General features: G+C 59.1%; 8 protein-coding genes and 2 rRNA genes. 4 read left to right on the top strand and 6 right to left on the bottom strand.

Annotated elements, in window-relative coordinates; genetic code table 11:
• The first annotated feature begins 111 nt into the window (after positions 1 to 111).
• Positions 112 to 227: ribosomal RNA gene (gene rrf, locus ACF8R3_RS20540) — 5S ribosomal RNA — on the top strand.
• A 107-nt stretch (positions 228 to 334) separates the two neighbouring features.
• Positions 335 to 450 (top strand): 5S ribosomal RNA (rrf, locus tag ACF8R3_RS20545).
• A gap of 105 nt (positions 451 to 555) precedes the next feature.
• Here the strand turns inward: rrf (ACF8R3_RS20545) and ACF8R3_RS20550 are convergent.
• From ACF8R3_RS20550 to ACF8R3_RS20565, 4 genes are all read right to left on the bottom strand, one after another.
• Positions 556 to 2,970, bottom strand: coding sequence for a TonB-dependent siderophore receptor (locus ACF8R3_RS20550; RefSeq protein ID WP_328298039.1), 2,415 nt, complete (start codon positions 2,968 to 2,970; stop codon positions 556 to 558).
• 171 nt (positions 2,971 to 3,141) lie between these two features.
• Entirely contained in the window at positions 3,142 to 4,113 is a 972-nt protein-coding gene (locus ACF8R3_RS20555) for a FecR domain-containing protein (RefSeq protein WP_078479376.1), read from the bottom strand.
• Positions 4,114 to 4,124: 11 nt separating this feature from the next.
• Positions 4,125 to 4,622: a sigma-70 family RNA polymerase sigma factor gene (locus ACF8R3_RS20560; RefSeq protein ID WP_392516072.1), complete on the bottom strand. Its 498-nt coding sequence runs from the start codon at positions 4,620 to 4,622 to the stop codon at positions 4,125 to 4,127.
• A 91-nt stretch (positions 4,623 to 4,713) separates the two neighbouring features.
• Positions 4,714 to 5,403: a GntR family transcriptional regulator gene (locus ACF8R3_RS20565; protein WP_392516073.1), complete on the bottom strand. Its 690-nt coding sequence runs from the start codon at positions 5,401 to 5,403 to the stop codon at positions 4,714 to 4,716.
• A 201-nt stretch (positions 5,404 to 5,604) separates the two neighbouring features.
• On the opposite strand from ACF8R3_RS20565, the gene lapG reads away from it, so the two are divergent.
• Together lapG and lapD are read left to right on the top strand one after the other, a co-directional pair.
• Entirely contained in the window at positions 5,605 to 6,366 is a 762-nt protein-coding gene (gene lapG / locus ACF8R3_RS20570; RefSeq protein ID WP_178102757.1) for a cysteine protease LapG, read from the top strand.
• Positions 6,367 to 6,376: 10 nt separating this feature from the next.
• On the top strand, positions 6,377 to 8,335 hold the full coding sequence (gene lapD / locus ACF8R3_RS20575) for a cyclic di-GMP receptor LapD (RefSeq protein ID WP_100850568.1): 1,959 nt from the start codon (positions 6,377 to 6,379) through the stop codon (positions 8,333 to 8,335).
• A 43-nt stretch (positions 8,336 to 8,378) separates the two neighbouring features.
• Here the strand turns inward: lapD and ACF8R3_RS20580 are convergent, their stop codons facing one another.
• Positions 8,379 to 9,755, bottom strand: a complete 1,377-nt coding sequence (locus ACF8R3_RS20580) for an HlyD family type I secretion periplasmic adaptor subunit (RefSeq protein ID WP_023535148.1) — start codon at positions 9,753 to 9,755, stop codon at positions 8,379 to 8,381.
• Entirely contained in the window at positions 9,745 to 11,901 is a 2,157-nt protein-coding gene (locus ACF8R3_RS20585; RefSeq protein WP_028687928.1) for a type I secretion system permease/ATPase, read from the bottom strand. Before ACF8R3_RS20585 ends, ACF8R3_RS20580 begins: the two co-directional genes overlap by 11 nt.
• Positions 11,902 to 12,457 lie beyond the last annotated feature (556 nt).

Consider the following 12,457-nt stretch of genomic DNA (forward strand, 5'->3'; position numbering starts at 1 on the left):
TGCAGATTGCGGTGGTGAAGATGACATGAACCGAAAGTTCGCAACGCATCACAAACATCACATATCCGGATTCGCTGGGCTGTCCAACAGGACATTCTGGCTACAGAATTTCTTGACGACCATAGAGCATTGGAACCACCTGATCCCATCCCGAACTCAGTAGTGAAACGATGCATCGCCGATGGTAGTGTGGGGTTTCCCCATGTGAGAGTAGGTCATCGTCAAGATTCATTTCGCAAAACCCCTATCTGCGCATGCAGGTAGGGGTTTTGTCTTTAAGTAGGAACTACAGAGATTCGCAGGCACGTCGACGACGGGCCAGCACACAGAATTTCTTGACGACCATAGAGCATTGGAACCACCTGATCCCATCCCGAACTCAGCAGTGAAACGATGCATCGCCGATGGTAGTGTGGGGTTTCCCCATGTGAGAGTAGGTCATCGTCAAGATTCAAACAAAAAGCCCCTGTCTGCGTTGCAGACAGGGGCTTTTTCTTTCCGGGTTAAACACCCCACATAGCTAGCTTCTGATAAGCGGCTGTCCCGCTGTGCGCTTCAGAACTGGTAGCTCACTGTGGCGCTGACATTGCGCTCTTCGCCCATATAGCAGTAATTCAAGCTGGCACACGAGGTGATGTAGCGCTGATTGGTCAGGTTGTTGGCATTCAGGCGGACATCCAAGCCCTTCAAACCCAGCTTACCCAGGTCATAGCCCAACGAGGCATCAACCAATGTGTAGGAAGGCACCTTGCGGCTGTTCTCTGCATCGGCCCAGCTATGCCCCACATACCTCACACCACCGCCCAATTTAAGCCCATCGAGCGCGCCTTGCCGGAAGTTGTAGTCGGCCCACAGCGAGACCATTTGCTCCGGGGCCTGGGTGGGCGAATTGCCTTTGTTGTCCAGACCGCTGGATACCAGGCTAGGCATCGACTTCGAGTACTCGATGTCGGTGTAGGTATAGCCACCCAGCAGTTTCAGATTATCAGTAACCTGCACATGCGCTTCGAGCTCCAACCCTTGTGAACGCACTTGACCAACAGGCCTGTAGAAGTCTTCGTCAGGTTGTTTGGAAGCCAGGTTCTCCTGCTCGATACGGAACACCGAGGCGGTATACAGGTTGTCGCTACCAGGTGGCTGATACTTGATGCCGGCTTCCCACTGTGTGCCCTCGGTAGGAGCGAGCGGTTTTCCGTCTTGATCGGACACGGTATTCGGGTTGAAGGACTCGGAATAGCTCACATACGGCGCCAGGCCATTCTCGAAGAGATAGAGCACCCCAGCGCGAGTCGTGAAGTTAGACCGCTTGTCACTGACCCTAGTATCGTTATCGCGATTGTCCTCTGATACCTTGACCCAGTCCTGGCGCAGGCCCAGTGAGAAGCGCCATTGATCCAGCTCCACCAGATCCTGCAGATAGACCCCCGTCTGTTGCAACCGGCGTTGGTATCGGTTTTCACCAAGCACCTGCAGGTTGCCGTTACCATACTGCGGGTTAGCCGCATCCAGGGGGTCTACAGTGCCATAGCGCCACGAGACATCGGCTTTGCGACGCTGGTAATCCGTGCCCAGCAGCAGGGTGTGCTTGGCGATGCCGGTGAAGAATTCAGCCTGGACCATGTTGTCGATGATGTAGGAGTGCAGCCGCTCATCACCCCCGGTGTAGGCTCGGTTCAGTACGGTACTGTCGGCATCTGCCCAACCTGCCGAGTACACCTGGTCCATCGACACGTCCGAGTCCTGGTAGCGGAAGTTCTGCCGCGCGGTAAATACATCGTTGAAGCGATGCTCGAACTGGTAACTGAACGACTGCTGGGTGCGCTCGTAATTATCGATGCCCGGCTCCCCTTCGAAGAAGTGATCCGACAGGCGTACCCCATTACGCTTACTCAGCATTCCGTCTGCAGGGTTGCCACCGTGATAGCCCCCGTTTGGATCATGCTGCAGGTAGGCTTGCAGGGTCAGCGATGTGTCTTCGCTGAAGTCGATGCTAAGCGACGGGGCGATGGCGTAGCGTTCTTCTTTGTTGTGATCGAACTGCGTATCCGAAGCGTCTGCCAAACCGGTCAGACGGTAGGCAATACGCTTGTCTGCATCCAATGGGCCGCTGGTGTCGAAGCCCAGCCCGCGCTGACCTTGCGTGCCGACCGATGCTTGAACTTGATGAAAAGCGGTGAACACGGGTTTCTTGGTGGTCAGTGCGACCAATCCACCCGGAGAGCTACGGCCATACAGGACCGAAGAGGGCCCTTTCAAGACATCGATCCGCTCCAGGAAATAGGGGTCGACCTGCATCGTGCTGTAGGTGCCGTTGTCCCCCATGGACTTGAGGCCGTCTACATAGATGTTATCCACCGAGCCATCGTTGAAGCCTCGCATGGCCACGTAGTCATACCGGTGCGTCGCACCATAGGGGTTGGTCATCACGCCTGGGGTATAGCGCATGGCCTGTGCGACGGTTTGAGAGCCTTGGTCGTCGATCTGTTGCCGGGTTACCACCGAAACCGATTGAGACGTCTCGACCAATGCCAGGCTGCTTTTAGTGGCGACCTGGCTATGGGTGGCGTTATAACCCTCCATGCTCCCCAAGGCATTGCCAAGGGTAAAGCCTCGAATATCCGTATCGGGTAACGCCAGCGCTGCCTCCGCTGGCTGGGCCTGTACGATGAAGGTCCGGTTTCCTTGGTTCGCTGCTGTCAGACCGCTTCCAGCCAGCAGAACCCCCAGCGCCTGCTCAGCTGAGTACTGTCCATGAAGGCCTTTGGACTGCAATCCTTGAGTGAGTGCCGGTGTACTGGAAAGCGTGATGCCCGCTTGACGGGCAAATTGATTGAGCACTTCATCCAGGGGGCCAGGCGCAATGGCATAGGTCGAGCTGACCTGCGAGGCATCAGCGGCGAGTGTCATGCCAGGCACCATGGCCAATCCAAGCGCCGTCCCCAGCAAGGCAGCGCGGATGGCATTGCTCAGCAAATCTGAGTGCAAGACAGGTCGAAAATCATTCGCGCCAAAGGCGTACAGTTTTACCCGGTTGGTTGACATGAAAGCGTCCGTAAAGTGTGCAGGAGATTCTTCTCACTGATCTAGCCGGATGCGCGGCCAAAACCCGACACATTAGAATCAGGCCTTGTTGATCAAAGACTAGGCATGGCCCAGCGCCTCCACGCGCACCCACCATCGCGTCAACTGACGGACTTGAACGGGAAGCGTGGTAGGCAGCAATTGCAGCAGTTGCTCTGGATCTTGAAGGCGGAATACCCCGGACAAGCGAAGCTCAGCAATGTCGTCGCTGCAGGTGAGATAACCCCGGCGATAACGGCTGATCTGCGTCAGGAAATCCCTGAGCAGCATGTTCTTGCCGACGATAAGGCCTTCGGTCCAGGCCATCGCGTCAATCCCTGAAGGCGCCACGTGCTCGGCACCAGTGGCGGTGACGCGCCATTCTCTACCTGGCTCGAGCCATTGGATCAGGCCGGTGCCCTGCCTGCGGGTGAATACCCGCCCCTCGCTGACGACCACCCGCAGGCAATCGTCCTCCACACGCCCCACGAAGCGCCCCCCGACGGTCTGCAACGATGCGGTACTGGTGCGCAGCGTGACTGGCGCTTGTCCAGGACCTGCCTGTCGACAGTCCAGCATGACCTCCCCACGCTTGAGGTCGATCGCCAATTGCTGCCTGGTGAAGGCCACGTCCACGGCACTGCGGGTGTTGAGTTGTAATCGAGAGCCGTCGGGTAATGTCACGTGTCTGCGCTCGCCCGTGGCTGTCGCGTAGTCGGATGACCAGGCCTGCACCACACTCAAGTCCTTGCTCAGCCATGCAGCCGATCCGAACAGGGCAACGGTGCCCAGCAGCTTCAACGCCTGCCGCCGCTCAAGGCGGCGATGACTGGCCTCCAGTGTCTGCAGTGCAACCCCCGCAGCGGGCACGTGGCGCAGGTCCAAGTCCTGGTCCAAGTGCAGGACGCGCTGCCAGGCCAGCTCATGGGCCGCAGCCTCGGCCCGCCACTGCGCGATGCGTTCGTTTAGAGCCGGGTCTTCGCTGTGGCGGAGTTTCAGCATCCACTGGATTGCCTGTCTGACTGTCTTGGCGTCTGGATGAGGGCTAGGCATAAACGGTGACATTACGCTTCATAGCGCAGCAGGTAGCAATGATAAAGCGCGTCGGCAATGTAGCGCTCCACCGTTCTCACCGATACGCCCATCTGCTGTGCAATTTCCTGATAGCGCAAGCCTTCACATTGGGCTAGCAAGAAAGCAGTGCGCACCTTTGGCTTGAGGCCATCGAGCATTTTGGCGATACGTTCTAGTAGCTCCAGTAACAGCTCGCGGGTCTCAACATCGGGGGTGTTAGCCTCAGGCACCAGCGCCAGCGCTTCCAGATAGGCTTTATGCAGTTCCTCTCGACGCCAATGGTCGATGATCAACCCGCGCGCCACCGTGCGCAGAAACGCCCTGGGCTGCTGTATCTGCAGATGCTCGCGGCGGTGCAACAGCCGCATGAAAGTATCCTGAGCTACGTCAGCAGCGTCGGCCGCATTGCCAAGCCTGTGGCGCAGCCAGGTGTGCAGCCAGCCATGATGAGCGCTGTAGAGGGTTTGCACGAGATCGTTGCTAGGCATGAGACACAGCTGTCAGGGCTTAAATGATAATTAGTCTCATTGTTTCGCCCGGCGCGAGATTTTGCAACCTACCTGTCGATACCCAAGCCATTCAGTGGGGCCGCTGGCTGTCCAAATACCTTCGAATGGTCACAGCTGCGCTGTTGAGGTGATGCTCCAATACCGCAATCGCATCGTTCACACGTTTGGCACTGGCAGCATCGACCAAGGCTGTGTGATCGTCCTGGGTGAGCTTGCCCAGGCCCATCGACGAAAGATGAAAGCGCAGAAACCGCTCCTCCTGCATCAATTCGTTATCGATCAAGCGCAGCAGTTTCTGGTTTGCTGCTTTGCTATACAGCACCATGTGAAGCTTACGATTAAGGCGAGCGATCTCGGCATGTCGCGTCTCGTTTTCCAGTTGCTGGATACAACTGCGGGCCTTGGCGATGTCCTGAGCCGTCAGAAACGGAATGGATTGGCGCAACGCCTCGCTCTCGAGCAGAACACGCAAGTCGTAGGCATCTGCCGCATCCTCGCCGATCAGCGGCGCGACGACTGCGCCCTTGTGAAGCTCCACGTTCAACAGTGACTGCGCCTCCAGTTGACGCAACGCCTCACGCACGGGCATACGGCTGACGCCATAAAGTGTCGCCAATTCCTGTTGCCTGATTGCCGTTCCGGGAGGCAAACGACCCTCGAGAATGGCACTGCGCACGCGTTCTTCAATAACGCCGCGGGCCAGATGTGGCAGCAACTGTTCACTGTTCAACACGCTGCTCAGTTTGATTTTGTCGGCCACGCAACGCCTGCCTTAAACGATTACCAAAGTTGGATCCAATGACACAGTTATAGCTGTATGACGTGTCAAATGCCGGCTTCTACAGAGCCATGCCCCAGGGCGCGGCTATGGTGGATGAAGTTGCTCTGCAAAGGAAGTGACATGACCCGCGCGGCAAGCGTTGATGCGGCGGACGCCGACCGGGAGGCCGATGATCGCGATGTGCCATTGTCTTTTGCGGTGTCAGGCCGCACCATCGCTTCTTTCGACTGGCCTGGACAGGGCTTGGCAGTGGCGATCACCCCGATGCTCAAAACCGTGCTGCACCGAGTTGCCCTGGCTGCGCTGCTGGGTGGCCTGCTGCTGGGCGGTTTGCATGCCGACTGGGATTTCGCCCAGATCAGTCGCAAGTCGCAAGCGCTGTACGGGCCCTTGGGGGAGGGCAAAGCGCGGATCGATGCCTGGCAAAACCTCATGGCCACCCAGAAGCAGGGGACAGAGCTTGAGCGTCTGCAGGTGGTCAACCGGTTCTTTAACCAACAATTGCGCTACGTCGAGGATATCGATCTATGGCACGAGGTCGATTACTGGGCAACGCCGGTCCAAGCACTGATAAAAGGGGCTGGCGATTGCGAGGATTACGCTATCGCCAAGTACTTCAGCCTCAGGCGCATGGGCATCCCCAGCGAGAAATTGCGGATCACATACGTCAAGGCCTTGCGACAGAACCGGGCACACATGGTACTGACTTATTATTCAACGCCCCAGGCGCAGCCGTTGGTGCTCGACAGCCTGATGGACGCGATCAAGCCAGCCAGCCAGCGTCCCGACCTGTTGCCCGTCTATGCCTTCAACGGTGAAGGCCTATGGCTGACAGGCGCCGGTGGCAACAAGAAAGTGGGCGACACCAAGCGCTTGTCGCGCTGGCAGGACCTATTGAAAAAAATGCAGGCCGAAGGCTTCCCGGCCGAGCCGGTTTACTGAAGGAGCACAGATGTCACTGTTCAAACAATTGCTGTTGGCTATTTGCCTGTTCCTGGTAGTGGCGTTCACCGGCAGTTTCATGGTCAGCCTGGAGAGTTCGCGAAGCCAGTATGTCAACCAGCTGCGCTCGCATGCACAGGATGCAGCCACTGCGCTGGCCCTGTCGCTTACGCCCAATATCGATGACCCTGCCATGGTCGAGCTGATGGTGAGTTCGATCTTCGACAGTGGCTACTACGCCAGTATCAAGGTGGTGGACCTGGCTTCCAATACGGTGCTCGTCGAGCGCCATGCCGAACCCGACCCTGGGGGCGTACCCCGTTGGTTCGTTCACCTGATCGGCTTGGAAGCTGCCGGCGGTGATGCGTTGGTCAGCCGTGGCTGGCAGCAGGCGGCACGCGTCGAGGTCATCAGCCACCCCATGTTCGCCATTGCCAAGCTCTGGCAAAGCGCGCTGGGCAGCCTGGGCTGGCTACTGCTCTGTGGTGCTGCCAGCGCTATCCTGGGCGCGTTGCTGCTGCGCCGGCAGCTCAAGCCGCTGGATTACATGGTCGAACAGTCCCATGCCATCGCCAGGCGTGAATTCCTGAGCCTGCCTGAACTGCCCCGCACGCCCGAGCTCAGGCGCGTTGTCCAGGCCATGAACCAGATGGTCGAAAAGCTCAAGGCACTGTTCACCGAGCAGGCCGAGCGCAGCGAGCGGTTACGCGCCGAGTCCTACCAAGACACCTTGACCGGCCTGTCCAACCGTCGCTATTTCGAAATGCAGCTCAATGCTCGGGTCAGCAACCTTGAGGAAGCACGGGCAGGCTACCTGTTGTTGCTTCGGGTTCAAGGCCTGGCGGGCCTCAACGCGCGTCTAGGTGGCCAGCGCACGGATCAGTTGCTGCAGGCGGTTGGTGAGCAATTGCGCCGCGCCTGCGCGAGCTTCCCGGAAACCAACGACCTGATTTCCCGCAGCCGTGGTGGGGAATTCGCCGTGCTGGCACCTGGTATGGTGCATGAAGAAGCCATACAGCTGGCCCAGGCGCTCGAGGCCACGCTGCAGAGCCTGCATGAGACGGGCGCTACCGATATTCAACCGGTGGCCTGCATCGGCTTGGCCCCCTTCAGCCCGGGCGACGCTCCCCCAGCCCTACTCAAACTGGCTGATGAGGCCCTGGCACGCGCGGAGAACCAGCCAACCCCAGGTTGGGTCTGCCTGGAGCAAGGCGTCGCTGCCGTGGCTGCCGACAGCCAGCACGACTGGCATGAGCGCCTTGACCAGGCCTTCACCAACGGCCACTTCGAGCTGTTCTTCCAGCCGGTGGTCGATTGTGCAACTGCCCAGCATGTGCTGCACCACAAGGTGATATCCCGCCTGAAGGATCGACAAGGCGAGGCGCTGCCAGCCGGTCGATTCCTCCCTTGGCTCGAGCGCTTTGGCTGGATGCCAAGGCTGGACCTTCTAGTGCTGCAGAAGGTGCTGGCGCACATGCGTGGCCACGACCAGGTGCTGGCGCTGAACCTCTCCGCCGCTACCTTGGCGGACGCCCAGGCTCTGCACCGCATTTTCGAACTGCTCAGCCAGAACGTCGCTCTCGGATCGCGTTTGGTGTTCGAAATCGGAGAAGAGCAGCTACCAGACCAGCCGGCGTTGGAGAAACTGACCCGAAGGCTGCATAGCCTTGGCTTCGGCCTGGCACTGCAACGGTTTGGCGGGCGCTTCAGCATGATCGGCAACCTGTCCCACCTTGGGTTGGCCTACCTGAAGATTGATGGCAGCTACATCCGCAACATCGACCATGAGCAGCATAAGCGTTTGTTCATCGAGGCGATCCAGCGTGCCGCACACAGCATCGACCTGCCCTTGGTGGCCGAACGCGTGGAAACCGAAGGCGAGCGCGCAGTGCTCTGCGAAATGGGTGTAGGGGGGATTCAGGGGCAGTTGGTGGGTGAACCTGCCCCTTGGGCGCACCATAAGCGCTGACCCACAGTAATGAGGGCCCGCACGAGACCGTGCGGGCACCGCCTCAGCGTTCGCGCAAGGCCTCGGAGCGGGCTTTCATGATGGGCTTGAGCAGGTAGCTCATGATGGTCTTCTTGCCGGTCATGATATCGACCGTCGCCACCATACCGGGAATGATCAGCAGCGGCTTTTCATCGGTGCCCAGATGGCTGCGGTCGGTACGCAGCTTGATCAGGTAGTACGTGGTCTTCTTGTCTTCGTCGGTGATGGTATCGGCGCCGATCTGCTCGAGCTTGGCCTTGAGCCCCCCGTAGATGGTGTAGTCGTACGCAGTGAACTTGACCGTGGCTTCCTGGCCTGGGTGCAGGAAGGCAATGTCCTTTGGCAGGATCTTGGCCTCGATGACCAGCGTATCGTCCAGCGGCACGACCTCAATGATGTCGCTGCCTGGCTGAATCACGCCGCCGATGGTGTTGACCAGCAACTGCTTGACGATACCCCGTACAGGCGAGGTGACCATGGTGCGGTGGACACGGTCATCCAGCGCCTTGCTGGTAGCGGTCGCCTTGTTCAGTTCGGTCCGGGCCTCGTTCAGTTGGGTGAGCGCCTCGCTTCGGAACTTGCCGCGGGTCTCCTCGATCTTGCTCTGCACTTCTCGAACGGCCGCTTCGGCACGGGGGATGGCCAGCGACGTGGAATCGAGCTGACCACGGTTTTCAACCTCGGCACGACGCAAGCGCAACACTTCCACCTGGGAAATAGCACCCGTCGCGACCAAAGGCTCCGACATGCTGATCTCTTTACGCAGCAGCTCAAGGCTGTTGGCGTACTGCCCGCGCTTGGAGCTGTACTCGCGAAGTTCCTGCTGGCGCTGGACCAGTTGCTGTTGCAGTCCGCCAATCTCGTCCTGAAGCTGCTGGCGCCGACTCTGGTACAACGATTCTTCGCTGGCCGCTTGGCTAGGTGCGGCTTTGCGCAATTCTTCGTCGATTTCAAGCGGCTTGCCGTCAACCTCTGCGCTCAGGCGCTGAACTCGCAGGGCCATGGACAGCCGATCGGCTTCCGTTTCCCCCACGTTGGAGGCGAAGCGGGTCTCATCCAGGCGCAGCAGAGGCTGCCCCACCTCGACGATTTCGCCTTCCTTGGCGAAGATTTCCGCCACGATGCCGCCTTCCAGGTTCTGGATTTTCTGCACCTTGGATGACGGGATGGCCTTGCCCTCACCACGCGTCACTTCATCGATGGGCGCAAAACTGGCCCAGACGATCAGAAATACAAAGAACAGAATGACGCCCCAGATCGTCAGGCGCACCACACGCGGCGCATCTTCGATAAGGGCCTTGTTGACCTCGGGCAGCGGCTGACCGCCCAGCGAGTCACTGCCTTTGAAGTAACGCCGCAGGCCTTCCTTGAGTTGCCCGAAATCCAGCTTATGCGACACTGATCTGCCCCTTCTTCAACGCATCCATGACGGCCGCTTTCGGGCCATCGGCAACGATCTGACCGCGATCGATCACGATCAGGCGGTCCACGAGTGACAGCAGCGAAGCCCGGTGAGTCACCAGCAGCACCGTCTTGCTTTCCACCACAGCCTGCAAGCGCTGTTTCAAGCGTTCCTCGCCGGTGTTGTCCATGGCGCTCGTGGGTTCGTCGAGCAGCAGGATCTGTGGGTTCAACAGCAAGGCGCGGCCCAAGGCCACGTTCTGACGCTGCCCGCCGGACAGGTTCTGCCCACGTTCGCCTACCTGCAGCTCGTAGCCGTCCGGATGCAGCCGCGCGAATTCATGCACGCCCGCAAGCTCGGCCGCCTGCAAGATCATTTCGTCGTCGATGTAGCGGGCCCCGCTGACCAGATTGTCCCGCAGCGTGCCCGCCAACAGCTGAATGTCCTGGGGCACATAACCAATGTTGTGGCGCAGTTCGCTGACATCGATCTGGCGAATATCCACGCCGTCGACCAGCAATGAGCCGCCATCGGCCTCGTACAGGCCAACGATCAGCTTGGCCAGTGAACTCTTGCCCGACCCGCTGCGCCCGATGATCCCCACCTTTTCGCCAGGGCGGATGGTCAGGTTGATGTTCTTAAGCGCCATGTTCTGCTGGTTAGGGTAGGTGAAGTCCACGCCGCGGAACTCTACGCTGCCCTGCAATACTCTGCGGCTGAGCGGGCGCTCTTCGAAGTTGCGCTCTTGTGGCAGCTCCATCATGTGGTCGGTGGACACCATGGTCACCTTGGCTTGCTGGTAGCGAGCCAGCAGACCATTGAGCTGCCCCAGCGGCCCAAGGGCACGGCCGCTGAGCATGTAGCACGCTACCAGGCCGCCCATGCTCAAGTTGCCGTCGATGATCAGGTAGACACCCACGCAGATCATCGCCACCCCTGCCAGCTGCTGAATGAGCAGGGTAATGTTCATCGCCAGGCTCGACAGGACTTTGACGCGCAACTCCAGCCGGCTGAGGGTACCGAGCGTCTGCTCCCACATGTACTGTCGCTCGCTCTCGGCGTTGTTGACCTTCACCGCGTCCAACCCTGCCAGGGTCTCGATCAGGCTCGACTGGCGCTCCGATGCCAGCGCCATGGTCCGCTCCATGGTCGCCATCAGCGGCCGCTGCAGTGCATAGCCGATGCCCAAGGCCAGCGGGAAGGCAATGATGGGGATCCACACCAGGTGCCCGCCGATGATTGCGATGACGATCAGGATGAGCACCGTGAACGGCAGGTCGATCAGGCTGGTCAGCGTCAACGACGCCAGGAAGTCACGTAATCCCTGGAACTCGTGAATGTTCTGGGCAAAGCTACCTACCCGGGCCGGCCGATACTTCATCGACATGCCCACGATGCGTTCGAACAGTGTCGCCGAAATGATCAGGTCGGTCTTTTTCCCTGCAAGGTCCAGGCATAACCCGCGCAGACCCTTGAGGATCAGGTCGAAGATATAGGCACCTGCGATACCGACCGCCAGCACCCATAGGGTCGAGGTCGCCTGGTTGGGAACGACCCGGTCATACACGTTCATTACGAACAGTGGCGCGGCGAGGGCGATCAGGTTGATCACCAGGCTGGCGGCGATGGCATCGATGTACAGCCACTTGCTGCGCAGCAGCGTATCTCGGAACCAGGATTTGGCCCGCGGGATCAAGTTGCCATGGTTGACGTCGAATTTGTGCTGCGGTTGAGCGAAGAACACTCGCCCGCTGTAGTCGTCCTGAAGCGTCTCGCGGCTGACCTGTACTTCGCCGCCATCGCTTTCGCTCAGCAACAGCCGCGCGGTGTCTTCGTTTTCCCACCCGAGCAACACAGCGCTGCGTCCACCCTTGAGCAACAGGATGGCGGGCATGGCGATGCTTGGGATCTGCTCCAGCTTGCGCTGCAACAGGCGGCCCTGCAGGCCGGCCCTGGCCGCCGCACGGGGCAGCAGCTCGGGGCTCAGGCGCTGGGCGGGCAAAGGCAGGCCCGTGGTAAGCATGACCCGGCTGGCAGGTTTCTGGTGCAGTACACACAAGCTCAGCAGACTATCCAGCAAAGGATCGTCGTGCTGACTACGTGGGTCATGGTTGAGCTGGACTCGACTGACTTCTGATTCCACGCGGCGCTCTCTTCATCCTTGTGGTGGGTGGGGGTGAGCTGGCTGCCGATCATTTAATGGCAGCAAACTCAGGCATTCAGTGGGGCAATGCATGTCGGCGCTCGGTAGGCGTGTAGCGAGCGATGCAGGGTGTCGCCAATGGTCGCCTTGAATTAGGTGGTGAGTAAACAACTGTATCGGTCTCTTTACTACATGACGCTGATCGGCAGACAAACGTTTCATTTCTGAATCACTTCGCCATCCAGGCTTCAGCATGCTGGGAAAAGAGCAGAGAAACGACATGTGTTGGGCCTACCTTTAGCAGCCTAGCTCAATGTCATTTATCAGGCGCTGGTTTGCTGGCGGTCGTGAGGCCCATGTTAGTTAAAATTCATCCCTTGAAGCCCACTTCCTTGGTCGACTCTGGCCGATAATCGCAGGCGCGTGGCGAGTCCTGATTTAGACGATAAGCGCTGTCGGCCGCCGTTTATTCTACGGTGAATCAGCCGGAAAATTTGCAACACCTAGGACATTCTCGGGCATGTAATCGGCAAGGTTTATGCTTACGAGAATGAGG

The sequence above is a fragment of the Pseudomonas sp. FYR_7 genome (assembly GCF_043106155.1).
Lineage (GTDB): Bacteria > Pseudomonadota > Gammaproteobacteria > Pseudomonadales > Pseudomonadaceae > Aquipseudomonas > Aquipseudomonas parafulva_B.

Bases quoted from the DNA above. Each gene is read 5' to 3' on its own strand.
- lapD (WP_100850568.1), top strand. From the start codon at position 6,377: ATGTCACTGTTCAAACAATTGCTGTTGGCTATTTGCCTGTTCCTGGTA.
- ACF8R3_RS20555 (WP_078479376.1), bottom strand. From the start codon at position 4,113: ATGCCTAGCCCTCATCCAGACGCCAAGACAGTCAGACAGGCAATCCAG.
- ACF8R3_RS20560 (WP_392516072.1), bottom strand. From the start codon at position 4,622: ATGCCTAGCAACGATCTCGTGCAAACCCTCTACAGCGCTCATCATGGC.